We start from the raw sequence: 25,141 nt of genomic DNA on the forward strand, positions 1-25,141 counted from the left end.
CCGGCACTGTGCCTACGGCGAATTTCCGGATCGGCTAGCCCAAAACCGAAAAACTGCTTTCTTCATTGATCGGACGTTTGCGGGAATAGAAGCCGACATCGATCATCCGCTTGATATAGGGCAGTTCGAACTGCAGCGGCTGCGCATCGTGATCCGCCCCGCCTTCGCAATAGTCGATCAGAGCGGCCATCATCTTGCCCGCAATCGGCGCGTTCTTGTACTGGTTTCCACTGGTACCGCAGGCCATGTAGAACCCCGGCAGGCTGGATTTATCATAAATCGGAATCCAGTCGGTTGAGGCGTCATACAGATCGACCACTCCGCGTGTCTTGGACGGGATGCCGAGGCTGGGCACACGTTGCGCATAACGCATCGCCTGTGTGGTCCACTGGTCGGTGAAGTCGTGATTGTAGTGCACGTCATCCTCGCACCACTGATGCGGATCGCATTCCGGATCTTCCGAGCCGACCAAGATGTGGTTGCCATGCTCGGGGCGGCAGTAACAGGCGATGTCACTGTCCGAAACAATGGTACCATTGTTTTCGAAATCGAACCCTTCGGGCGCGGGGACGTGTACCACTTCTTGCCGCAGGGGGCGGGTTTCGATGGTCATATCGTCCAGCACACCCGCCATCTTGTTGATGATCGCCGAACCCGGCCCGGCCACATTCACCACCACCTTGGCGCGGAGTTCCTCGCCCGAAGCCAGTTTGACGCCGGTCACGCGCCCGCCGTTGGTCAGAATCTCCATCACTTCGGCGCCGGTACGCACCTCGGCTCCGTGCTGCTTGGCGGCATCCATAAGGTTTTGGGCCGACAAGGCCGGGTCGGTGACATAACCCGCCTGAGGCCAATACACAGCGCCTTGCATCTTGCCCCCGTTCGGTTGGCCGAATTCCGGGTCATCCATGCGGCGCGGCGGAGCGAAACTCTCCAGAGAATAGACCGGCAGGCGCTCGGTGATTTGTTCGGGCGACCATTCCTCGAACGGACAATCCAGATCAGCACTGTTCTTAATGTGCTTTTCCAACATCCCATTGGCGTCTGTTTTCATCACCAGACATCCCGTCTCGCGGAACTGCGCCAGATTGGCATCTGCGGGCAGGCCTAGATACGCGGCCCAGTCGCGCCAATAGTGATACCCCTCCCACGCAAATGCGGTGCCATCGAAGGTCGAGTAATGCATCCGAATGATCGCACAGGACCCTGCGGTCGACCCATGGCCCACCTGAGAATTGCGATCCAACGACAGGGTTTTCCACCCGGCTTTTGCCATCTCGAACGCGATGGCGGCTCCGATGACACCAGTGCCGATGATGATTGCGTCTGGTTGGCTCATGACAGGTCTCCTTTCCAGCAGCGCAGGGAATATACGCTGAATTCCTCAACTTCTTCAGGTTTTGGTTCGACGCCGGTGAACGCGTACAGGTAGTGCGGCACCATCGAAATCCGTGTTTCTATCGGCTCGTTCAGTTGAGCCAGATCGTACCCGATCTGCATGTAGTACAGCACGCGGGCACGGGTTTCGGCCTCGACCTCAGGATACCCGTAGCGGGCAAACATGGCGTGCAGAGCCTCAAGCCGCCGGGCGTCCGATTGATCCAAAGCGCGGCGTACCTTGCCCGATTTGCGTGCCCAGTCCCGCACGGCAAAGTCCAGTGCCGTATCGAACAGATCCGTGTTCACCACGCAGCGATGCACGTTGCAGACCGCCGCCGTGATGGTCTCCGCCGGGGCTTCAGCTTGTGCAACCAGACCCGCCGTATTCGTGGCCTGCCAGCGGGCCAGCAAAGCGTCCAGCAATTCTTGCCGCGACTTGAAGTACCAATAGAACGAGGACCGCGACACCGCCATCCGCTCAGCCAGGCTCAGAACCTTGATCTGGTCCACCCCGTCCGAGATCAGCACATCCATCGCCACGTTCAGCCAGTCGTCACGCGTGACCTTGATGTTGCCGACCAGAGGTTCAGCCTTAGGGTCGTCCCTGTGCAGGATCGGTTTAGTATTCATTCAACTCTCCGGCGGTGCGCCGCCTTCGGCAGTACGGCGCGTGATAAAATCCTGCAAGGCGCCCAGTCGGTCACTGTCACCGGTAGGTGGTTTGAAGTCGTTGAGAATACCCTTCCATACACCGGTTGCGCGGTGATTTGCATCAACCGAGCCGCGCTCGGTCCAAGTGCCGAAATTGGCATAATCGTGGACATGGGGCTGATAGAATTCGGTATTGTACCGCTCCATCGTCTGGCTCGTGGCGAAGAAGTGACCGCTGGGTTCAACCTCACGCAAGGCGGTGTCGTAACCGATCTCAGCGGTTTCGGCCTGCGCCCCGTGGCACAATTCGGCGACCATGTTCAGTACCTCAGCATCGCAGACCAGCTTTTCGAAGGATACGGTCAGCCCGCCCTCAAGCCACCCGGCCGAGTGGATGATCACCGTCGCCCCAGCCATCAGACAGCCCCAAAGACCGAACTGGTTCTCATTCGCCGCTTGCACGTCGTTGATGTTTGACGCCGAGCCGGCAGCGGACCGCCAGGGCACCCCCAGAAACCGCGCCAACTGTCCCGCCGCCAGCGACGCCTGAAAATGCGAGGGCGTGCCAAATGCTGGCGCGCCTGACTTCATGTCCACATTGCTGGTGAACGTGCCATAGCACACTGGCGCACCGGGGTTGGTCAGTTGGGTCAGTGTCAGCGCGGCCAACGCCTCGGCGTGGGATAGCGTAATCGCGCCCGCCACGGTGATCGGTGCCATTGCCCCCATCAGGGTAAAGGGCGTGATGATCGACATCTGACCATGACGGGCAAAGTCGATCAGGCCCTGCGCCATCGGGATATCCAATGTCCGTGGGCTGTTGGTATTGATGATCGTGTAGCAATGCGCATTGCCGCGAAACTCGTCATCCGACAGGCCCCGCGCGGTGGACAGCATCTCAAAGCAATCCATCACCTGCGGCGTGCCGCGCGAGAAGAAGAACGGGAACTTGTCCGTCAACTCCATCTGCGCCTGCGTGGTGAAGTAGTGGCGCAGGTGGGTCGGCACGTCTTGCGGCTCGACCTGGGGTGAGATCATCTGGAACACGTCGAAATTATGCGTGAGCTTCAGGAAGTCCAAATAGTCCTGCCCGGTCGCGGGGCGGCGGCCCCGTTCCAGATCGGTGGCATTTGGCGCCCCTGCCCCCGGCTGAAACACCAGACTGCCGAGTTCCAGCATAAAGTCGCGATGGCGTGCTCCGGCCTGGCAGGCGATCGATTTCGGGGCCGAAGCAACAGCGGCCTCGACCATATCGCGCCCGATGAAAACCATTTCGGTGTCTTCATCCACGCGCGCACCGCCCACAGCAAAGATCCGGCGCGCTTCGGGCAACAGGACCTTAACGCCCAGTTCCTCCAGCATGCGGAGGGACGTTTCGTGCATGTCCGCGATCTGATCCGCAGGGAACACTTCCATCTGCGGGAACGGGTTCCTGAGCTGACGATAGTTCACGTCGCGTTGGGGCGGGGGCGAAGCCTCAACCCCGCGCCCACGCCGTCGCCTGCCGCGTTCGGATGTTTGCGAGATCATCCTCAGCCCCTCATCGCTTTGCCCTGCGGGTCGTAGGGCGACGGCAAGATCACCCGCGCGGGGCGTTCGACACCGACCACGTGCACAGTCAGTTCGGTGCCTGGTTCAGCCTTATCGCGGTTGACCAGAGCCATCGCCAGCGACTTGCCGGTATAGTGGCCGTAACCGCCCGAGGTCACAAAACCCACGCGGTCTTGGCCCGACCAGATCGGCTCGTACCCGCTGGCGTCGGCGTCCAGAGCGTCCACCTGTAGCGTCACCTGAACCTGTGCGGGGCCGTTGCCGTCTCGTTCAGCCATGGCAGCGTCCTTGCCAACAAAGTCCTTGTCCCAGTCGATCCAACGGTCCATTCCGGTCATCCCCGGCGTGTAAAGTTGCGTGAATTCCGCCGACCAGATGCCAAAACTCTTTTCCAACCGGGTCGAGAGCATCGCGTTGAAGCCACATTCGCGGATACCCTCATCCGCTCCGGCTTCAAGCAGCATGCGCCGCAGCTCAATGTGATCGCCATAGCGGCAGTTGATCTCATACCCCTTCTCACCGGTTACCGACATGCGCGCGACGCGGGCGCGCACCAGACCAATGTCGAAATCACCGCAGCCCATGAATTTCAGGCCCGAGATATCCTGTTCCGCCAGATTCTCGACCACCGCCTGCGACTTCGGTCCGACCACGGCAAAGCCGCAGTATTCCTCACCCAGATCGCGGATAGTTACGCCGTCGATCATGTGATCGTCGAACCAGCGCATATGCCAGGCACGCAGATAGTAGCTGCCCATGATCCACCAGGTGCCGTCGCCCCAGTTGAGCACGGTCAGATCACCCTTGAGCCGCCCGTTCTCGCCCAGCATCGGAGCCAGTTTGGCGCGACCCGGTGCAGGCAGTTTCGATGCCATGACTTTATCCAGCCAGACCTCGGCGTTCGGCCCGGTGACCTCGAACCGCGAAAAGCCTGAAATATCCAAAAGGCCAACACCTTCGCGGATCACCTTGCATTCATCGGCCACTATTTCATGCGCGTTCGAACGCTTGAGCGTCGGCGTTTCCTCGAACCCTTTGGGTGCGAAGTACAGCGGCACCTCAAGGTCCCAACTGACACCCCATTTGCACCCGGCTTCGGTCATCGCATCATGCGCTGGCGCCATTTTTAGCGGACGACCTGCAGGCAGTTGCTCGTTCGGATAAGTCATCACGAAGCGACGGGAATAAAACTGGCCCGTCGTCTCGCGGATGTAGCGTTTGTTCTGGGCGAAATCGCCATAGCGCGCCACGTCCATTGGCCAGGCATCCGCCTCTGGTTCACCGTGGATCATCCATTCAGCCAGCGTCTTGCCGACACCGCCGCCCTGCAGGAAGCCCGCCATCACTGCACAAGCCGACCAATAGCCGGGTTTGCCCGGAACCGGGCCGACCAAGGGGTTCCCGTCCGGCGAAAACGTAAATGCGCCGTTCACCCATGTTTTGATGCCGACGTTTTGGATTGACGGATAGCGTTCAAAGCCCAGCGTCAGCTCATTCTCGATCCGGTCGAGCTGTTCCTGAAACAGTTCCTCGCCATAGTTCCACGGCGCGCCGTCCATGGCCCAGTGTTCGTGGTCAACCTCGTAGATACCAACCAGAACGCCTTTCTGGTCCTGCCGCATATAGGTAAAGCCTTCGAGGTCCACGGTCATCGGCATCTCAAAATCCGCCTCGGCCACTTCCGGAACAGTATCGGTGATCAGATAGTGGTGCTTCAGCGGAGAGACCGGCAATTCCACCCCGGCCATGCGGCCCACCTGCTTGGCCCAGAGACCCGCCGCGTTGACCACATGCTCGCACGTGATCGTGCCCCGGTCGGTCACCACCTGCCAGCCATCGGCAGTCTGGATCAGTTCCTCGACCTTGGTTTCTTCATAGTATTCGGCGCCGCGTTTCTTGGCTGCTGTGGCATAGGCCTGCACAGTGCCGGTCGTGTCGATATAGCCCTCACGATCCGCCCACATCGCGCCCAGAACGCCCTCGGTAGACATGATCGGGCAGCGTCTTTGCGCCTCTTCCGGGGACAGCAATTCGCAATCGTCGATGCCGATGGATTGGAAGATGCGATAGTTTGCCTGCAGCCATTCCCACCGCTCGGGCGTGCCAGCCAGCGTCAGGCCTCCGGTCATATGCAGACCGATATTCTGGCCGGATTCCTTTTCGATCTCACTGAGCAGGTCGATGGTATAAGACTGCAACGCCGCCATGTTTGGGTCGGCGTTCAGCGCGTGGACCCCTCCGGCCGCGTGCCATGACGAGCCCGACGCCAACCGCCGCCGCTCCAGCATCACCACATCCGACCAACCAAACTTTGCCAGGTGATACAGAACCGAGGCGCCGACGACGCCGCCTCCGATGACCACAACGCGATACTGAGATTTCATCTTGCTCTCCCCTGCATGGCTTGCAGTGGACGCTAAACGCACTGTTCACTTCTGTCTAGACATTTCTGTACAGTTCGGATCGCAAGACATCTGCGCACACAAATCGCCGTTTTAAAGTTGAGCGCTGGGCCGGGCAGCGACTTGTTCAAACCACGCCAGCGTGGCCCGGTTTTCCTGTGGAATCCGCCGCTTGATCACGCGGGCAAAGTCGACAAAGACAAAGGCGGTGATATCGGCCAAAGTGAATTCCACCCCGGCCAGATAGGGGCTGTCCGTCAACCGTGTTTCCAGCAGATCGAAGAAATATCCGACCCGCGTCGCACCCCGTTGCGCCAGTTCGGAAATCTGGGCGTGATTCTCGGGGCCCGGAACCGCACGGTTGGCAAAGGCGGGGTGGGTATTGCGCAGTACCTCGGCAATCGGCAGACCGCCCTGTTGTTCGACAATGCTGTTCCACATCAGAACCAGCCCCTGTTCGTCCGGGGTGCGACCCATCAGTGGCGGCTCGGGAAATTGCGCCTCAAGATAAGCAGCGATGCCAAGATTCTCGGACAGCACCGTGCCTTCATCGGTGACCAGAACCGGAAGGGTCGCGTTAGGATTGACCGCTTTGAACGCATCGCTCAGTTGTTCGCCCTTGGCGATTGAAACTTCGCGAGTTTCGATTTCCAGCCCTTTTTCGGCGATGAACATGCGAGCGCGACGCGGGTTCGGTGCGGTCGAGCAATCATAGAACAGCATCGCTTTCCCCTTATCTGCGATAAATGAAACACCGTCCCTCGACTGCGTCTGGCGGCAAGGGCAGTTCGGTTAGCGTATCAAAATACATCCGATCGCTGGACACCATCAGCCCGCCGGTCGCCAGCAGCGGCTCGATCAGGGGTGAGACGAACCGGGCGAACGCATCGTTCTTTTCCCGGTTATGTCCGCCAAGATCAGCGTGAATCAGGCTGGCGGTCGCGCCAAAACGATCCAGCGCGGCGGGTAATGTCTCGCGCACGTCCCCCAGTATTACGCGATCTTCGGGGGGTGTCGAATCCGGGTGAGACGCCACCGCACGTTCGAACACATAGACCGGGCGGTTTTTCACGTATTGCACCATGTGATGATAGGTGCGCCCATTGCCCAGCCCCAGTTCGAACACCGGCCCTGCCAGACCTCGCGTCTCGGCGATGGCGAAATCCAGACAGGCGCGCTGCGACACCATGCGGTCAATAAACAGATCTAGGCGGCTTTGATTGTCGGACACGGGGAAATCTCTCCTTGATACCAGTCGACTTGTCAGATGGCGCCGACAGGACGTTTGATGACAAATCCTCAAGACTTTGTGTAGGCAAATTGGCGTCAGTTTCACAATTCCGCGACATTTCACCCCAAGAACGGGTTTGACTAGCCAGCACCAACCGCGCGAAACTGCGACAAAAAACACGGGGAGTTGATCAAGCGCATGCCGAGCTACGGCCCAACGGGTGGAACACCTGAATGACGGCGTTGTTGTCCGTCCGCGATCTGAGCATCGGATTTGGCAAGGGTGAGCCCGTTGTCAAAGGCGTCAATTTCGATGTCGAGGCCGGGCAGACGCTGGCTTTGGTCGGTGAATCCGGATCAGGCAAAACGATCTCGTGTCGGGCGGCATTGCGGATTTTGCCGCGCACCGCACAGATACGCAGCGGCACGATTACGCTCAACGATTCCAAGGGCACCGAGGAACTGACCCGGATCAACGAAAAGCAGATGCGCGGTATTCGCGGCAACCGGATTTCGATGATCTTTCAGGAGCCGATGCGGTCCCTCTCGCCCTTGCACAAGATCGGCAATCAGGTCAGTGAGGTTCTGTGGTTGCATCGCGGCGCGTCCGAAGCGCAGGCCCGCAAAGAGGTGCTGACCCAGTTCGAACGCGTGGGCTTTCCCGATCCCCAGCGCGCTTATGATTCTTACCCGTTTGAATTGTCCGGTGGCATGCGTCAGCGCGCCATGATTGCGATGGCGATGGTCTCCAAGCCGGAACTGCTGATCGCGGATGAGCCGACCACTGCACTTGACGTAACGACACAGGCGCAGGTGCTGGGCCTGATCAAAGAGCTTCAGCGCGAGACCGGGATGGCCCTGATCCTCGTCACACACGATCTGGGTGTGGTCGCCAATATGGCCGAGCAGGTCGTCGTCATGCACAAGGGCCGCGTGATGGAGGCCGGTGCCGCCGCCCCCATCCTGACCGCACCCGCGCACCCCTATACGCAGCAGCTGTTCAACGCCGCGCCCGAGATTCCGGACGAGGAATCCGTCGGCATCCCTATGCCCGACGAAGACCTGATCCTGCAGATGAAAGGCGTGTCGAAAACCTACACCATGCGCTCCAGCAAGGGATGGCAGGGCGATAAGCTGATCCATGCCTGCCGCGGCGTCGATCTGAATCTGGCACGCGGCAAGACGCTGGCGATTGTTGGCGAAAGCGGGTCCGGCAAAACCACCGCAGCCCGCATCGCCTTGGGCGCCGAGCCGCCTGATCGCGGCGGAGAGGTCTTGTTCCGCACGTCACCGGACGCGGACCCGATCACCGTACACCACATGACCCGCGCCCATCGCACCGCCTTTCAGCGCAAGGCGCAGATGGTGTTTCAGGACCCCTACAGCTCGCTCAGCCCCAGAATGCGCATCCAGGACGCGATGACCGAACCGCTGGAAATTCACAATATCGGATCGACCTCGGAACAGCGGGACAAGGCAGCCGAGATGTTGAAGCGAGTCGGCCTAAACGCGGATATGCTGAAACGCTACCCGCACGCCTTTTCCGGCGGTCAACGTCAGCGCCTGTCGATTGCACGCGCCATGATGCTAGACCCGCAACTGATCGTCTGCGACGAGCCGACCTCGGCGCTGGATGTCTCAGTTCAGGAGCAAATCCTGACGCTGCTGGAAAACCTGCAGGACAGCCTGAACCTGTCCTATTTCTTCATCTCGCACGACCTTGCCGTCGTGGCGCGCATTGCCGACGAGGTCGCCGTGATGCGCCGGGGGCTGGTGGTCGAACAGGCCCCGCCCGAGACACTTTTCTACAATCCCCGCCACCCCTACACCAAGGCGCTGATTGCCGCTCAGCCAGAACCTGACATCAACCGTCCCATTGACCTGAAACTGGTTGCTTTGGGCGCAGGTTCGCCAGACAGTTGGGATGACGCCTTCCGATTTACCGACTCCGTGATACCTTCACTGGTAGAGATGGAGCCCGGCCATAAGGTAAGATGCCATGTTTAAGACCACTCGCCCCCTGTTTCTGGCCGCCACGCTGGCCGCCGCATGGATGCTGCCCGCCACGGCAGACACCCCAACTCCTGTTGAAGGAGAATTCTGGTCCACCGAAGTGAACGCCGGCAACCTGCCCCCTGTTCAGGACCGCCTTCCGGACGAGCCGCTGGTGGTTGATCTGGCCGCCAAAGGACGTGAGTTCGGAACTCCCGGCGGCACACTGCGGACCATGGTCACCCGGTCCAAGGACATCCGCCAGATGGTGGTTTATGGCTACGCCCGGCTGGTGGGGTTCAACGAGAACTACGAACTGGTGCCCGATCTGCTGGAGTCCTTTGAAAGCGAAGGCAATCGCAAGTTCACGCTGCATCTGCGCGAAGGGCACAAATGGTCGGACGGGTCACCCTTCACCTCCGAGGATTTCCGCTATTGGTGGGAAGACGTGGCGAATAACGAACTTCTCAGCCCCTCCGGCCCGCCGGATTTTCTGATCGTCGAGGGCAAGCTGCCCACCGTGTCCTTTCCCGACGAGACCACCGTTGTCTATGAGTGGGAAGACCCAAACCCCGATTTCCTTCAATCACTGGCTCAGGCGCGCCCACCCTTCATCTACCGGCCATCTGCGTTTCTGAAGAAATACCACGAGCAATATGCGGATACCGAAGAGCTTGCTTTTCTGGTCAGCGATGCCCGCGTTAAAAGCTGGGCGGCACTACATAACAAGCTGGACAACCTGTACAAATACGACAACCACGAACTGCCGACCCTGCAGCCTTGGCTGAACGCAAGCTCGGGCAAGAAGATCCGGCATAACTTTGTGCGCAACCCCTATTACCACCGCATCGACAGCAAGGGCGTGCAACTGCCTTATATCGACGTGGTCGAGATGGAGATCGTCGCCCCCGGTCTGGTTGCCGCCAAGGCAAACGCCGGTGAAACCGATCTGCAGGGCCGTGGGCTGGCATTCAGGGACGCCTCGATCCTGAAAAAGGGCGAAGAGGTCGGGAACTACAAGACCCGCCTGTGGAAGACCGGTGTGGCCTCGCAAATTGCGATCTATCCGAACCTGAACTTTGCCGATGACGGCTGGCGCGAGGTTCTGCGCGATGTGCGTGTACGTCGCGCATTGTCGCTGGCCATTGATCGCAAGACAATCAATCAGGCACTGTATTTCAAGCTGGCGCAACCCGGTGCCATGTCGGTTTTGCCTGCGTCTCCGTTCTACAGTGAGAAAAACGCGCAGGCCTGGGCACAGTTCGACGTCGAACAGGCCAATGCTCTGCTGGATGAGGCCGGTCTGACCGAGCGCAACAAAAACGGCATTCGCCTGCTGTCCGATGGTCGTCCGATGGAACTGATCGTCGAAACCGCCGGTGAACGGCAAGAGGTTGAGAACGCCCTGCAGATCGTCACCGACACCTGGCGCGAGATCGGTGTCGATCTTGTCATGCGCCCACTGGACCGCGATATCCTGCGTAACCGCGTCTTTGCGGGAAACACCATGGCCTCGGTCTGGTTCGGCTGGGATGACGGCATCCCGCAGGCTCATACGTCGCCCGCCTATTTGGCTCCAACCGATCAGGTCTTTCTCGCCTGGCCGAAATGGGGCCAGTATTTTCAAACAAGCGGCGATGTCGGCGAAGCGCCTGACATGCCCGAGGCCGAACGCCTGATGCAACTGGCCCATGATTGGGAGGTCGCTACATCCGATGATGAGCGTAAGGCAATCTGGACCGAGATGCTGAACATCCATGCCGACCAGTTGTACGCCATCGGCATCCTGAACGGCGCACCGCAGCCGGTCGTGGTTTCCAATCGCCTCCGCAACGTACCTGAACAAGCTATGTGGGCATGGGAGCCCGGCGCGCATTTCGGCATTCACCGGCCGGACGAATTCTTTTTCGCCGACTGATCAGGAGCAGCTAAATGGTCATGCTGCGCTACGCAGTCTATCGCTTTTTCACGATGCTGCTGACGCTGCTGGTGGTGTCGGTTCTGATCTTCGTGATCATCAACCTGCCGCCCGGCGATTACCTCAGCAACCAGATTGCGGAGTTGCAGGCGTCTGGCCAATCGGCGGGTGTGGCCAAGGCCGAATTCCTGCGAACGGAATACGCGTTGGATAGGCCCATCTGGGAGCAATACCTGATCTGGATGGGTTTCTGGCCGGGTCCGCATGGCTTTGAAGGCCTGCTGCAGGGCAACTATGGCTGGTCCTTCGAATTCGACCGCCCGGTGGCCGAGATCGTGGGCGACACCCTATGGCTGACCGTGGTGGTCAATCTGGCAGCGATCCTGTTTGTCTACGCCGTGGCGCTGCCGTTGGGCGTCATCGCTGCGGCACGGTCGCGGACGTGGATCGATTATACATCGGCTTTTGTTGGGTATCTGGGACTGGCTACGCCGAACTTTCTGCTGGCGCTGATCCTGTTCTACTACGGCCACCGCTATTTCAACCTACCCATTGGTGGACTGATGGACCCGGTCTACGAAGGCCTGCCGATGAGCTGGGACAAGTTCAAGTCCATCCTTGTCCACCTGATCGTCCCAACTTTCGTGATCGGTACATCCGGCGCTTCGGCCATGATGCAGCGTCTGCGGGCCAATATGCTGGACGAATTGGGCAAACCTTACGTGGAAACTGCTATCGCCAAGGGCATGGCCCCGTCGCGGATGCTGACGAAATACCCGCTGCGCGTGGCGTTCAACCCGTTTGTGGCCGACATTGGCAACCTGCTGCCCTCGATGGTCTCCGGCTCGGTTCTGGTCTCGGTCGTGCTGGGCTTGCAGACCATCGGCCCGACCCTGCTGACGGCGCTGAAAACGCAGGATCAGTTCCTGTCCGCCTTCATCCTGATGTTCGTGGCACTGCTGACCCTGATCGGCACCATGATCTCGGACATTCTGCTGGTCATGCTCGACCCGCGCATTCGGTACGAGGGGCGTGAAGCATGACACAACGCCCTGACGACCGCTATGTCGACGATGCCCCTTATGACCCGAATGTCTCTCTGCAACAGCTTGAGCGTGCCGATCTGGACGCGCCGAACTGGGTGCTGGTCTGGCGCAAGTTCAGAACCCACAAGCTGGGCCTGATCTCGGGCATCTTCCTGCTGTTGTGTTACCTGATGCTGCCCTTTGCCGGGTTCATCGCGCCCTATGGGCCGAATGAACGTAACGGAGAGCATCTCTATGCCCCGCCGCAAAGCATCAGTTGGTTCCACGAGGGCGAATTCATCGGCCCCCACGTCTATCCAATCGTAGCCGAAGCCGATCTTGAAACCTTCCAGTGGAAGTTCGTGCCAGATCTGGAAGACCCCCGCGCGATCAAGTTCTTCTGTGAAGGCGCCGAATACAAACTCGCCGGTCTGATCAGGTCGGACACCCACCTGTTCTGCGCGCCCGAAGGGGCGACGCTGTTCCTCTGGGGTTCGGATCGCTTGGGCCGGGATGTATTCAGCCGCATCCTCTACGGCGCACAGCTGTCTCTGACTGTGGGCCTGATCGGCATCACCGTGTCTTTCGTTCTGGGCATCTTCTTCGGCTCGATGGCCGGGTATTTCGGCGGCAGGATCGACTGGGTCATCAACCGCGTGATCGAGGTTCTGCGTTCACTGCCGGAACTGCCCCTGTGGCTGGCCTTGTCCGCTGCAGTGCCGTCGAACTGGAGCCCAGTCGCGGTGTTCTTCATCATCTCGATCATCCTCGGCATCCTCGATTGGCCCGGTCTTGCCCGCTCCGTACGAGCCAAATTCCTGTCGCTGCGCGAAGAGGAATACGTACGCGCGGCCGAAATGATGGGTGCAAGTTCAGGCCGGGTGATCCGAAAGCACCTGCTACCGAACTTTATGTCTCACTTGATCGCCTCGGCCACGTTGTCGATCCCCGCGATGATCCTTGGGGAAACGGCTCTCAGCTTCCTCGGCCTAGGCCTGCGGGCACCAGCCGTCAGTTGGGGGGTGATGCTGAACGACGCGCAGAACCTCGCCTCGATCGAAATCTATCCGTGGACAGCCATTCCGATGCTGCCGATCATCGTTGTAGTGCTGGCCTTCAACTTCCTCGGTGACGGTTTGCGGGACAGTCTGGACCCCTATCAGCAATGAGCCTGTTCTCCGCCCTCCCCGCCGCTGACAACTATAAAACAACCGACAAGGGCACGCGGCCCAGCGCGTTTGCGGTGTCGGAACTGGCCACGGCCAGCTTTGCCGCCGTGGGTCAGGAGCTGGCGCGTCTGGTGACCGCATTGAACCTTGCTCCCGAAGCGCCCGAGGTTTCCGTCGATCACCGTCTGGCCTCGCTGTGGTACGGGTTTTCGTTCAAGCCAGACGGGTGGGAGATGCCCAGCCTCTGGGATGCTGTAGCCGGAGATTATCAAGCCTCGGACGGCTGGATCAGGCTGCACACAAACCTGCCGCGCCACAAGGCGGCGGCGTTGAAGGTTCTCGCGGTTCCGGGCAATCGTGACGCCGTGGCACAAGCGCTTAAAGAGTGGTCGATATCTGATCTGGAAACCGCGATTGTGGCCGAGGGCGGCGTTGCCGCCGCCATGCGCAGCCGTACCGAGTGGCTGGAACATCCGCAGGGCCGTGCTGTGTCACGCGATCCGCTGGTCGGCTGGCAAAACCCAAGGCACATCACGCTGCGCGACCGCCCTCAGGCCACGGCCAGCCGCCCTTTGGCAGGCCTGCGCGTTCTGGATCTGACGCGCGTACTGGCGGGCCCGGTCTCCACCCGAACGCTGGCGGGTTTCGGTGCCGAGGTCCTGCGCATCGACCCTCCCGGATGGGACGAGCCCGGTGTCATCCCGGATATTTCTCTGGGCAAACACTGCGCCTATCTGGACCTGAAATCGCCCGACGGCCTGACGAAACTGCAGGACCTTCTTGCGCAGGCAGATGTCTTCATCCACGGCTACCGGCCCGGAGCGCTGGATGCGCTTGGCCTGAGCAAGGTCAAACGCGATGAGCTGGCCCCGAACCGGGTCGAAGTCACCCTTAACGCCTATGGCTGGCAGGGTCCGTGGTCTACGCGGCGCGGATTTGACAGCCTCGTGCAGATGAGCGCCGGGATCGCGGATGCCGGCCGCGCCTGGGCCAAGGCTGACAAACCGACGCCACTGCCGGTTCAGGCGCTGGATCACGCGACGGGCTACCTGATGGCCGCAGCCGTCTTGTCCGCACTGGCTGAGGCCGCCTCCGGCAACTCGATCATGCTGGCCCAACTTTCGCTGGCCCGCACAGCAGAACTACTGACTGCACTGGCGAAATCCGAACCCGACGGTGATATTTCCGGCCCATCACCCGCAGATTACGAGCAACAGCCCGAAGAGTCCGGTTGGGGAACAGGCCACCGCCTGAAACCCGCATTGGCCGTTGGTGCCGCGCAGATGTCCTGGTCCTTGCCCGCCGGGAAGCTGGGCACCTCCCATCCGGTCTGACCGTCGCTGTCCACCTGACACACCCGCCGCGCGGCACGCGCTGCTTGGCCCAACGCTTTGGGTGGCGTCTCGTCAGAGAGGCAATTCAAAGGGGCGGGAGCCGACCCTAGCGGTCATCCCCGCCGGGGCCGATATCGTCCAGATAATCCTCGTCAATCGCAGCCTGCACCGCACCGGTTACCGCTTCGCGCTGCTTAGGAGACAAGTCTTCGGGGTCCTTCCCTTCAGCCAACCGCACCGTGACTTCCCGGTGCGCGAACTTGATACCTTCCCGGGCAAACAGTTCGCGGATTTCCTGATAGACCTTCTTACGCACCAGCCACTGATCGCCCGGCTTCGTCATGAACTTGACCCGGATGATCATCGCCGAATCCTGCATCTCGATCACGCCCTGCGACTTCAGCGGCTGGATAAAGTTCTCGCCGATCACCGGGTCGCTCAGCAATTCCTGACCCAGCTTCTTGATCAGTTTCCGCACCTTCTCGACATCCGTGTCATAGGTCACCCGCAGCGGCAGCTTCATGATCACCCAGTCGCGGGAATAGTTGGTTAGCACCTTGATCTCGCCAAACGGGATCGTGTTCAGCGCGCCAAGATGGTGGCGCAGTTGAAACGACCGGACCGAAATTTTCTCAACCGTCCCCTTCACATCCCCGATATCGATATATTCCCCTTTGCGGAACGCATCATCCAACAGGAAGAACGCACCTGAAAAGATGTCCCTCACCAGCGTCTGCGAGCCGAAGCCAACGGCCAGACCCACTACGCCCGCACCTGCGAACAGCGGGCTGACATTGATGCCCAACTCCATCAGAACGATCAGAACGATGGTGACAACGACAACGGCCAGGATCGCCCCGCGAAACAGCGGCAGCAGCGTAGCCAGACGGCTTTGCCCACCTTCACCGCCTTCGTCGCCCAGTTCCGCCTCTTCACCACCATCGTCGATCTCTTCTGCTATTTTCGTGTCGATCCAGATGCGGAAAAAGTGGAACAGGATGTACCCGATAAACAGGATGACCATCACGTCCAAAGCCCGGTCAATCGGCAGGTCCTCGCTCCAGCTGGCGTCGGGGTTCCAGATCACGACCAATGCATAGAGCCCGACCACAAAGGCCAGAATGCCAGCCACGCGACGGGCCAAGTCCTCATAGGTCAGCATGCTGTGCTTGCGCACCTCGGCTTCAACGGTTTCCACCGGTTCTTCAACATCGCCCAAAGCGTCTTCGGTGTTCATCTCCTCCATCTGGCGATTGCGGTCGAAGTAACGCTCAAGCAGGTAATTCATGGCCCCGTAGGCCACGACCACCGACATGAAAATCGCATAACTACTGGCCACAATCGGCAGCGAGTTCTCGTTCTCCAGCACCAGATCAACCGCCAGCTTGAACCAGCTGAAGACGATGTAGACGATCAGAACGGGCGACCAGGCAAAGGAAATAAACCGCACTATCCACGAGACCGCATCCGCAGCCCGCCCGCCGCGGATGGCGTTGGAAATGGCGCGGGCATTGAACAGGATCATCAGCACGTTGCCCAACGCCCCAAACATGGTCAGCCCGCCATAAACCATGGCGTAAACGTTGTAGTTCAACCCGAAATCCGCCACCCAGGTCGCAAACAGCACCACCGAAATGTCATAGGTCGCCAGCGCCGAGGCCCAGAAATACAGCCTTTTTGCATCCCGGTCGGAAAAGGGCGGCAGGCGGTATTGACTCAGGTAGGGCGACAGCACCATGCGCCACAAATCGGAGACCGTGCGCGACAGGAAAAACGCCGTGAATATCGCCGTGACCGTGAACTGGATCGAGATGTCCTCAGCCTCGCCAAAGAAAAGGTACCCCACGATCAGGGCCATGAGCATCGCAAATACCGTGCCTCCGATCCCCATGAAGAACCGGAACACCAGAAACGGCATTTTCTCGCGATAGCCCTGCGGGTTCTCCTTGGATCGTGCCACAACCAGCTTTTTGGCCATGCGCTTGCCGTAAATCTCGGTGGACAGCCAGCGCCCAAGCAGCAAGAACAGGATATTCCAGAACAGAACCTCGACATAGGTCTGGATGCGGCCATCAGGGCTGGTCTGGCGCAGGATGTACTGCACTTCGAAGATTGAATAGGGCAAAGCTTCTAGTCGAGAATTCATTGACTCGCGGAATTTCGAGAACCTCTCCTGCGCCTTCATCAGCTGAGAGCCTTCGGCCATCGGATCATGGGGTTCATCCGCTGCGGCGCTGGCACCACCCGAGGACACAATCTGCCCCGCGCTGTCGATAACGATCACGCTGGCGCCGGCCTCGGTCGCGGTGCGTATCGCGGCGGCAAGATCGCCCTCGGCGCTTGTATCCGCCTCGGAACCCGAACTGTACCCAGGGATCAAGGACGTCTGCGCTGCCGCTCCGGTGACAAAGGCCGCTGTCAACGCCCAGATCACCAGGGCCATTCCAGCTAAAAGTTTGAGTTTCATCGAGTTATTCGTCCAATCCGCATGATGCGCCACAGAATACCGAAGCACCTGAGTATATTCAAATATTCAGCCTTTCTCTTCCCAAGATCGTGTCAATTCGTGTTCCCTGTGCAATGCTGGCGACTTGGGTGTTTGCAACCTCGAAAAAACTGAATATGACCAACCCTGAAAGTTGGGTGGAATTGTGGGATCGAAGACAAGCTCAAACGGTGGAAAGTTCTTTGGTCGCAAGGACCGGGAATGTTGCCAATTCACAATGCTTGTCAAATTTGCACAATTTCGTCGCCCCCTTTGGCAAGCGACGGCAAAGAATATACGGTAACGGGTGTAAACGCGCGGATTTGCACCGAGAAACACGGCAGGCGAAAGCATGAGCCTAAGAATACAAAACGACACCACCGGCCGGGCGCCGCGCATTCTGTTCTACAGCCATGATACGTTCGGATTAGGGCATCTGCGCAGGTCGCGCGCTTTGGCTGCGGCTATCACGCAGGCCAACCCCGAGGCCTCTGCCCTGATCTTGACCGGGTCCCCGGTAGCTGGCCGGTTCACCTTTCCGCGCCGGGTCGACCATGTGCGCCTGCCAGGCGTGACCAAACGCGCCGACGGGTCTTATGCGGCCCGGACAATCGGCATGGGCATCGAAGAGGTGACCGAGCTGCGCGCGGGCCTGATCCAGACCGCCGTGCAGCAATTCGATCCCGATATGCTGGTCGTCGACAAGGAGCCCACCGGCTTTCGGGGCGAGTTGTTGCCGACGCTGGAAAGCCTGCTGCATTCACAACGCACAAAACTGGTGTTGGGCCTGCGCGACGTGCTGGACGAGCCCGAGGTTCTGGCCGCTGAGTGGGAGCGGAAGGAGGCTCTGGCCGCTACTGAACGTTTCTATGACGAAATCTGGGTCTATGGGCTGCGTTCGATCTATGACCCGACGCAGGGCCTGCCACTCAGCCACGCGGCGCAGTCGCGCATTCACTGGACGGGCTACCTGCGCCGCGATCTCGGCCCGGTCGGTGAGCCGCCCGAACAGCCCTACATTCTGATCACACCGGGTGGTGGCGGAGACGGCAAGGCGATGGTGAACCTTGTTCTTTCGGCCTATGAAAAAGACCCGACACTGTCGCCGCGTGCCGTGTTGGTCTATGGCCCCTTCCTGTCCGGTGAACTGCGCGAGGATTTCGAAACCCGCGTTGCCGCGCTGAACGGGCGGGTGACCGCCGTTGGCTTTGAATCCCAAATCGAAACACTTTTTGCCGGGGCCGCCGGGGTGGTCTGCATGGGCGGCTACAATACGTTCTGCGAGGTTCTCTCGTTCGACAAACGCGCCGTCATCGTGCCCCGCACGACGCCGCGGCTGGAACAGTGGATCCGTGCCTCACGCGCCGAAGGTCTGGGCCTTGTCCGGATGTTGGACGAAAACCGCGACGGACTGACACCGGATGCGATGATACAGGCGATCCGCAGCCTTCCGCACCTACCTCTGCCATCGCAGGCCATCCAAGGGGGTTTGTTGGACGGGCTGGATTACGTCACTGACCGGGTTGATGCCCTGCTGAGCCAGGAACAGGAACGGGCCACCGGATGACAACGCCTCAGCCGAAACTGGCGGTGCTGGTCAAGGGATGGCCGCGCCTCTCCGAGACGTTTATCGCGCAAGAACTCGTCGCCTTGCAGGAGGCCGGGCACAGCTTTGACATCTGGTCCCTGCGCCACCCGACCGACGTGAAACGGCACCCGCTGCACGACCGGTTCCGGGGTCAGGTGCGGTATTTGCCCGAATACCTGTACGAAGAGCCCCAGCGCGTCTGGGCCGCGCGCCAAGTGGCACAGGCGCTGCCCGGATATGCAGAGGCCTACCGGGTCTGGCGTGCCGATCTGCGCCGCGATCCAAGCCATAACCGCATCCGCCGCTTTGGTCAGGCCTGCGTTCTGGCAGCCGAATTGCCCGAGGCAACACGGGTGATGTACGCGCATTTCATGCACACCCCCTCCTCGGTCGCGCGCTATGCCGCCATCATGCGCGACCTGCCGTGGAGCTTTTCGGCCCATGCCAAGGACATCTGGACCTCGCCCGATTGGGAGAAGACCGAGAAACTGCAGGCGCGGACCCATGGCGCGGCCTTTGGCGCGACCTGTACCGCCATCGGGGCAGACCACCTGCGCAGTTTGGCCGATGATCCGGCGCGGGTTGACCTGATCTATCACGGGCTGGATCTGGCACGTTTCCCCGCCCCGCCAGACCGCGCCCAGCGCACGCCAGATGCACCGTTTCATATGCTATCGGTCGGCCGTCTGGTCGAGAAAAAGGGCTTTGACCGCCTGATCGACGCTTTCGCCATGCTGCCGGACGCGCTGGACTGGCACTGGACCCATATCGGCGGAGGTACGCTCGGCGACACCCTGCGCACCCAGGCCGAGGCTGCAGGCGTAGCGCACCGGATCACATGGAAAGGCGCCTGCGACCAGCCCGAGGTGATCGCGGCGATGCGCGTGTCCGACCTGTTCGTGCTGCCTAGTCGAATAGCAGCGGATGGCGACCGTGACGGACTGCCCAACGTACTGATGGAGGCCGCGTCTCAACTCTTGCCTATCCTGTCGACGGCGGTGTCGGCCATTCCCGAGTTCATTGAATCCGGAAAGCATGGGATGCTCTCCGACGACGACCCCGCCGCACTGGCTTTGGCCATAACCAACATGGCCACAGCGCCCGAGCACACCGTGTCGATGGCCAATTCCGCCTATAACCGCCTGATCGCCGAGTTCCGCATGGACCCTGGCATCACCCGCCTGTCCGAACGACTGCGCGCACTGGGTGCGGATACGGTCTGATGGCAAGGATCGCTTTTTACGCGCCCATGAAAGCGCCCGACAGCCCGGTGCCGTCGGGGGATCGTGAGATGGCCCGCAATCTGATGCAGGCGATTGGGGCACAAGGCGATACGGTCGAATTGGCCTCTCGGTTGAGCATCTATGACAAGGTTGGGGACACGCAGGCACAGGCTGCCTTGCGCGCCGAAGCCGACACCGAGGTACAGCGCTTGATTAGCGACCTGCCTGCGGACACTGCGCTTTGGGTGACCTATCACAACTATTACAAGGCACCAGATCTGCTGGGCCCACGCGTTTGCGCGGCCCGGAACATTCCTTACGTCCAATTGGAGAGTACCCGCGCAACCAGCCGTCTGAACGGCCCTTGGGCTGAGTTCGCCGCATCTGCGCATGACGCCTGCGACGCGGCGCAGGTGATTTTCTACCACACCGCCAATGATCTGATCACACTGGAACGGGAAAGATTCGGGGAACAGCGCCTTGTTGAACTGCCCCCTTTTCTGCCCTTGTCGGACCTGCCGCCCGCCTCAACCTGCGATGGCCCGATGCTGACGGTGGGCATGATGCGTCAGGGTGACAAATTGGCGTCCTATACCCTTCTTGCTCAGACCCTTGCGCTCATGCCGGGCGACTTGACCCTGAACATCGCGGGTGACGGCCCCGCCCGGTCGGAGATTGAGGCCATGATGACCCCTTTCGGATCAAAGGTCCGCTTTCTGGGACAGTGCGACCGAGATGCTCTGCGGGAACTCTACGCGAAGGCTTCGGTTTTGGTTTGGCCGGGTGTCAACGAGGCTTATGGCATGATCTATCTTGAGGCACAGGCCAGTGGCGTACCCGTTGTCGCGCAGGATCGGCCCGGTGTACGCGATGTGTTAACCCCGTCCGACTACCCCACCGCAGAGGAAGGGCCAGAAGGGCTGGCAGCACGGCTTCGCACTTTGTTGGGCGACCGGAACCTCCGCCTTTCATTGGGCTCCGACGCCCGCGATCGGATGGCTGAACGCCACCTGATGCCAGCCGCCACCGACCGGTTCTGGCAGGCCATTCGCCCGTTGCTGGAGGCCGCCCGATGACCCGTCTGGCCCTGCTGCGACATGGACACACACACTGGAACCGCGCGGGCCGCATTCAGGGGCGCAGCGACATTCCACTGGACGATGACGCCCGGGCAGAACTGGCTGCCACGCGCCTGCCTGCATCGTGGGACAGCGCAACCCTTTGGTCCAGCCCGTTGCAGCGAGCCAGTGAAACCGCCCGTCTGGTGGCCGGTCGCGATCCGTCAACCTCGGACGCGCTGACCGAGATGAATTGGGGCGATTGGGAAGGTTTGTGTGGGGTCGATCTGATCGCAGATCCCGTCAGCGGGTACCGCCATATCGAGGACTGGGGCTGGGAGTATCGCCCTCCAAACGGTGAGACCCCAGCCGAGGTTTGGGCCCGGCTACAGCCCTGGCTGGCAAACCTGTCGGGCGACACGGTCGCAGTCTGCCATATCGGCATCATGCGGGTCATCCTCGCCCGTGCCTGGGGGTGGGATTTCGACGGCCCCGCCCCCTTTAAAATCAAGCGCAACCGCCTGTATATCGTTGATATGCCGGACATGACGCCCCTGCCCGAACCGATCCGCCTGATCAGGCCCGAGGCCTCCTCATGAAGGTCATGGTCGTTGTCACGCACCTGTTGGGCACCGGGCATCTGAGCCGCGCCCTGACATTGGGCCGGGCTTTTCTAAGTGCCGGACACGAGACCTTTGTCGTCACGGGTGGAATGCCAGCACCGCAACTGGATAGCACGGGCATGACTCTGCTGGGGTTGCCACCGCTTCGTTCGGATGGCACCGATTTCACCCGACTGTTGACCCAGAAGGGTGACATGGCAGACGCGACTTATCTGGCGGCCCGCAAAACCGCACTGGTTGAGGCCGTTCAGAGTTTCGAACCAGACGTACTGATCACTGAACTGTTCCCCTTTGGCCGCCGATCATTGGCATCCGAGTTTATTGCAGCGCTGGAAGCGGCCCACGCTCTGCCACGTCGTCCGATTGTTCTGGGATCGATCAGGGACATCCTCGCGCCGCCTTCGAAACCGTCGAAAGCTGTGCGCGCGGAAGAGATCGTGTGTAGGTACTATGACGGCATCCTCGTCCATTCCAACCCCGCTGTTGTTCCGCTGGAGGTCAGCTGGCCAGTGACCGATCGGTTGCGCGAGCGGTTGTTTTATACCGGCTTTGTCGCCCCTGAAGCCCCTGCACCGCACCCCGATGCGGTAGGGAAAGACGAAATTCTGGTCAGCGCAGGCGGTGGGCCGGTGGGCCAGCCGATCTTTCGCGCGGCCATCGAGGCCGCCCAAAAGATGCCCAACAGGCGCTGGCGCCTGTTGGTGGGGGGACAGGACGCACCCGCACGCATAGAACAATTGCAAAAGCTGGTTGGTGATGCCCCGGTTGCTCTTGAACCCGTACGCCCAGATTTCCGACAGATGCTGCCCCTTGCCGCGACCTCAGTCAGCATGTGCGGTTACAACACTGCTCTGGACGTTCTGCAATCGGGAACACCCGCCGTGTTTGTGCCGTTCGACGATGGTAAGGAGGTTGAGCAGAGCCTGCGGGGAGAGAGTCTCTCGGAACTTCTTGCCATCGAGGTTTTGCCCACCAAGAAACTTGACGGAACGGCTTTGGCGCTGGCCATCTCCTCCGTTATGTCAGAAGGCCCCCGCCCGGTTTCCACCGACGGCTTTGATGGCGCCGTCAAATCGGTTGAAATCGCATGTTCCTTGAGGAGGCAGGCATGATCTTCGACTGGCGCCCTTTGGAAACCGAACTGGACATCTGGCAGGCGCAGGGTCTGACACTGCCCCTGTGGTGGCGGGACGATGACGCGGTATCGGTAACGCCGCAGCTTGAGACGTTGTCAGAGCTTTCCCAATCTGTCGACCTGCCCGTCCACCTTGCGATAATCCCTCGCCATGCAGATTCCGGATTGGTGGAATATGTCGCGGACCGCGCGATGCTGATCCCGGTTGTGCACGGTTGGGCGCATCAAAACCACGCCCCGCCAGAGGAAAAGAAGTCCGAATTCCGGTTGCACAGGCCAATACCGAATATTCTAGACGACGCGCGCGCAGGGTTCGAGCGATTGCACGCGCTGTTCGGGGACAAGCTGTGCCCGATCTTCGTACCGCCTTGGAACCGCGTTGCGCCCGAGGTGGTGCGTGAACTGCCAGAACTGGGTTACCGCGCTGTCTCAACAGCTACGCCACGCAAGACGCGAATGCCTACGCTCGGGCTAGAGCAGATCAACACCCATCTTGACCCCATTGATTGGCGCGGAACACGGGGGCTGGTTAGCCCGGATAAGCTGGTCACCCAAACGGAGGTTCTCTTGCGGGACCGCCGCGAAGGGCGGACGGATAATACCGAGCCCTTCGGCGTATTGACCCATCACCTGGTCCATGATCCCGACATCTGGACTTTTACCGAAGACCTGCTGCGCAGGCTTCTGAACGGCCCCGGTATTGCCTGGGCCTTACCAGCCAACACATCAACCGGAGACCCCGAATGAGCCGACTGGATTCCATGCTGCGCCGCCTGACCGCGCAACGCGACGGGCTGAACTGGGCGGTCGCTCAGATCAGCGAGATGGAGGGTGACGTGCTGGATATGGGGCTGGGCAACGGCCGCACTTATGATCACCTGCGGGAGATTCTGCCAGAGCGCCGCATCTGGGTGATGGACAGGGTGCTGCAAAGCCATCCGTCCAGCACGCCCCCGGTCGAGGATTTTTTGCAGGGCGAAGCAGAACCCATGTTGGAGAAGCTGGCCGCTGGCGGGGCCAAGATCGCGCTGGCGCATTACGATTTCGGGCGCGGCATCAAGGAAGAGGACGTGGCCGAAGCCGCGCGCCTCAGCCCTCTGATTGCGCGGGTGATGCGACCCGGCGGGTTGTTGATCTCTGGTCAGCCTCTGGTGGGGTTCGAACAAATCAGCGGCCCGGACACCATCGCGCCCGACCGATACCTGTTCTACCGCGCCTGATCAGGCGACGCGCCGGCCGCGCGACCAGACGCCGTTCAACGCGGGCGCGCCTTCGCGCAAGCGGAAGCGGATGACGTCCGCGCGCGCGCCTTGGCGCAATTCTCCGCGATCTTCCAGCCCAACAACGCGCGCCGGGGTCTGGGTCACTGTCCGCAAACCGCGCGCCATATCCCCCCAACTTTCACCCAAACGCGCCGCCGACAGCAGCAGCGCCGCGGGGACGTAGTCCGAGGACAGAATGTCGAGGTGACCCAAATCGGCCAGCTCCTGCGCGGCGACGTTGCCGGAATGCGACCCGCCGCGGATCACGTTTGGCGCACCCATCATCACCTTGATGCCGTGGTCGTGACAGGCACGGGCAGCTTCAACAGTGGTGGGAAATTCAGCCAACCGAATGCCGTGACCAGCGGACACCGCCACCTGTTCCTGCGTGGTATCATCATGGCTGGCCAGCATCGCACCGAAACGCTGGGCGGCCTTGACGGTTTCAACCTCATGCCGGTCGCCATACCGATCCCGCAGCGACTTGAGCTGCGCGACATGCTGCAGAAAATCGTCATCGGTCATACCGTGCTTGCCCTTCATGTAGGCCTCAAGCTGCGACATGTCTCGGAACTGCCTCTGTCCGGGCGTATGGTCCATCAATGATACCAGCCCCACTCGGTCTTCGGGGCCGAACTCATCCAATTCAGCGACCAGAGTTTCCGAACAGACCTCGGCCCGCAAATGCAGGAAGTGGCTGATCTTCAACGCATCCTGTTCACGCAACTCCCATAGCTCACGCGACAGATCGCGGGCGTATTTTTTGTACCGGTTGCCGCTGGGGATCGATCCAATGCGCATCGCATCGAAGACCGTCGTGATCCCGGTGCTGGCCAGTTCGGCGTCATGGGCCAGAATCGCCGCCGCGTGGGGCCAGTCGACCTTTGGGCGCGGTTGGATGTGGCGCTCAAGATTGTCTGTGTGCAGTTCAACCAGACCGGGACTGACATAGTCGCCGCCGCAATCCACCGCGCCTGTCGGAACTGCCGCGCCCGTGGCGATTTCGGCAATGGTTTCACCCACAATCCGCACGCTGCCCGTAACGGTCTCATCCGGTAGGACAAGCGTGGCATTGGCAAGGATCATTTCTTCTGTCATCTGAACTTCACACGGTC

General features: G+C 60.5%; 20 protein-coding genes. 12 read left to right on the forward strand and 8 right to left on the reverse strand.

From position 1 onward, the window contains the following. Positions 1–34 precede the first annotated feature (34 nt). The 6 genes from ACR0ER_RS06615 to ACR0ER_RS06640 all read right to left on the reverse strand — a co-directional run bounded on the left by ACR0ER_RS06615 (position 35) and on the right by ACR0ER_RS06640 (position 7,215). The gene (locus ACR0ER_RS06615) at positions 35–1,339 is read right to left on the reverse strand and encodes an NAD(P)/FAD-dependent oxidoreductase (protein WP_480768225.1); all 1,305 of its coding nucleotides are present in this window, start codon (positions 1,337–1,339) and stop codon (positions 35–37) included. Next, complete coding sequence (locus ACR0ER_RS06620; RefSeq protein ID WP_480768226.1) at positions 1,336–2,010, reverse strand: TetR/AcrR family transcriptional regulator; 675 nt, start codon at positions 2,008–2,010, stop codon at positions 1,336–1,338. Before ACR0ER_RS06620 ends, ACR0ER_RS06615 begins: the two co-directional genes overlap by 4 nt. After that, complete coding sequence (locus ACR0ER_RS06625) at positions 2,011–3,561, reverse strand: trimethylamine methyltransferase family protein (protein WP_480768227.1); 1,551 nt, start codon at positions 3,559–3,561, stop codon at positions 2,011–2,013. A 2-nt stretch (positions 3,562–3,563) separates the two neighbouring features. Then, entirely contained in the window at positions 3,564–5,966 is a 2,403-nt protein-coding gene (locus ACR0ER_RS06630; protein WP_480768228.1) for a GcvT family protein, read from the reverse strand. A 111-nt stretch (positions 5,967–6,077) separates the two neighbouring features. Further along, positions 6,078–6,707 (reverse strand): glutathione S-transferase family protein, encoded by a 630-nt coding sequence (locus ACR0ER_RS06635; protein WP_480768229.1) that lies wholly within the window; start codon positions 6,705–6,707, stop codon positions 6,078–6,080. 10 nt (positions 6,708–6,717) lie between these two features. Next, the gene (locus ACR0ER_RS06640; protein ID WP_480768230.1) at positions 6,718–7,215 is read right to left on the reverse strand and encodes a class I SAM-dependent methyltransferase; all 498 of its coding nucleotides are present in this window, start codon (positions 7,213–7,215) and stop codon (positions 6,718–6,720) included. A 233-nt stretch (positions 7,216–7,448) separates the two neighbouring features. On the opposite strand from ACR0ER_RS06640, the gene ACR0ER_RS06645 reads away from it, so the two are divergent. From ACR0ER_RS06645 to ACR0ER_RS06665, 5 genes are read left to right on the forward strand one after another with little or no spacing between them, the layout of a single operon-like run. After that, entirely contained in the window at positions 7,449–9,221 is a 1,773-nt protein-coding gene (locus ACR0ER_RS06645) for an ABC transporter ATP-binding protein (RefSeq protein WP_480768231.1), read from the forward strand. Continuing rightward, on the forward strand, positions 9,214–11,124 hold the full coding sequence (locus ACR0ER_RS06650) for an ABC transporter substrate-binding protein (protein ID WP_480768232.1): 1,911 nt from the start codon (positions 9,214–9,216) through the stop codon (positions 11,122–11,124). Before ACR0ER_RS06645 ends, ACR0ER_RS06650 begins: the two co-directional genes overlap by 8 nt. Positions 11,125–11,138: 14 nt before the next feature. Next, complete coding sequence (locus tag ACR0ER_RS06655) at positions 11,139–12,167, forward strand: ABC transporter permease (protein WP_170332988.1); 1,029 nt, start codon at positions 11,139–11,141, stop codon at positions 12,165–12,167. Next, positions 12,164–13,318: an ABC transporter permease gene (locus tag ACR0ER_RS06660; protein WP_480768233.1), complete on the forward strand. Its 1,155-nt coding sequence runs from the start codon at positions 12,164–12,166 to the stop codon at positions 13,316–13,318. The genes ACR0ER_RS06655 and ACR0ER_RS06660 overlap by 4 nt, the downstream gene beginning before the upstream one ends. Next, positions 13,315–14,652 (forward strand): CoA transferase, encoded by a 1,338-nt coding sequence (locus tag ACR0ER_RS06665; RefSeq protein ID WP_480768234.1) that lies wholly within the window; start codon positions 13,315–13,317, stop codon positions 14,650–14,652. The genes ACR0ER_RS06660 and ACR0ER_RS06665 overlap by 4 nt, the downstream gene beginning before the upstream one ends. A 106-nt stretch (positions 14,653–14,758) precedes the next feature. On the opposite strand, the gene ACR0ER_RS06670 is transcribed toward ACR0ER_RS06665, so the two are convergent. Continuing rightward, a complete protein-coding gene (locus tag ACR0ER_RS06670) occupies positions 14,759–17,119 on the reverse strand; it encodes a mechanosensitive ion channel domain-containing protein (RefSeq protein WP_480768235.1) in 2,361 nt (786 codons plus the stop codon). A 370-nt stretch (positions 17,120–17,489) separates the two neighbouring features. On the opposite strand from ACR0ER_RS06670, the gene ACR0ER_RS06675 reads away from it, so the two are divergent. Genes ACR0ER_RS06675 through ACR0ER_RS06705 form a run of 7 tightly spaced genes read left to right on the forward strand, consistent with a single transcriptional unit; the run spans position 17,490 to position 23,984 of the window. Beyond that, positions 17,490–18,704 (forward strand): glycosyltransferase family protein, encoded by a 1,215-nt coding sequence (locus ACR0ER_RS06675; RefSeq protein WP_480768236.1) that lies wholly within the window; start codon positions 17,490–17,492, stop codon positions 18,702–18,704. Continuing rightward, positions 18,701–19,948: a glycosyltransferase gene (locus ACR0ER_RS06680; RefSeq protein WP_480768237.1), complete on the forward strand. Its 1,248-nt coding sequence runs from the start codon at positions 18,701–18,703 to the stop codon at positions 19,946–19,948. The genes ACR0ER_RS06675 and ACR0ER_RS06680 overlap by 4 nt, the downstream gene beginning before the upstream one ends. After that, a complete protein-coding gene (locus ACR0ER_RS06685) occupies positions 19,948–21,024 on the forward strand; it encodes a glycosyltransferase family 4 protein (RefSeq protein ID WP_480768238.1) in 1,077 nt (358 codons plus the stop codon). Before ACR0ER_RS06680 ends, ACR0ER_RS06685 begins: the two co-directional genes overlap by 1 nt. Further along, on the forward strand, positions 21,021–21,605 hold the full coding sequence (locus ACR0ER_RS06690) for a histidine phosphatase family protein (protein WP_480768239.1): 585 nt from the start codon (positions 21,021–21,023) through the stop codon (positions 21,603–21,605). The genes ACR0ER_RS06685 and ACR0ER_RS06690 overlap by 4 nt, the downstream gene beginning before the upstream one ends. Beyond that, complete coding sequence (locus tag ACR0ER_RS06695) at positions 21,602–22,741, forward strand: glycosyltransferase family protein (protein WP_480768240.1); 1,140 nt, start codon at positions 21,602–21,604, stop codon at positions 22,739–22,741. The genes ACR0ER_RS06690 and ACR0ER_RS06695 overlap by 4 nt, the downstream gene beginning before the upstream one ends. Beyond that, the gene (locus tag ACR0ER_RS06700) at positions 22,738–23,511 is read left to right on the forward strand and encodes a polysaccharide deacetylase family protein (RefSeq protein WP_480768241.1); all 774 of its coding nucleotides are present in this window, start codon (positions 22,738–22,740) and stop codon (positions 23,509–23,511) included. Before ACR0ER_RS06695 ends, ACR0ER_RS06700 begins: the two co-directional genes overlap by 4 nt. Next, positions 23,508–23,984: a class I SAM-dependent methyltransferase gene (locus tag ACR0ER_RS06705; RefSeq protein WP_480768242.1), complete on the forward strand. Its 477-nt coding sequence runs from the start codon at positions 23,508–23,510 to the stop codon at positions 23,982–23,984. Before ACR0ER_RS06700 ends, ACR0ER_RS06705 begins: the two co-directional genes overlap by 4 nt. Here the strand turns inward: ACR0ER_RS06705 and ACR0ER_RS06710 are convergent, their stop codons facing one another. Next, positions 23,985–25,124, reverse strand: coding sequence for an alpha-D-ribose 1-methylphosphonate 5-triphosphate diphosphatase (locus tag ACR0ER_RS06710; RefSeq protein ID WP_480768243.1), 1,140 nt, complete (start codon positions 25,122–25,124; stop codon positions 23,985–23,987). Positions 25,125–25,141: the final 17 nt, after the last annotated feature.

It is taken from the genome of Ruegeria sp. CH8, assembly GCF_056536985.1.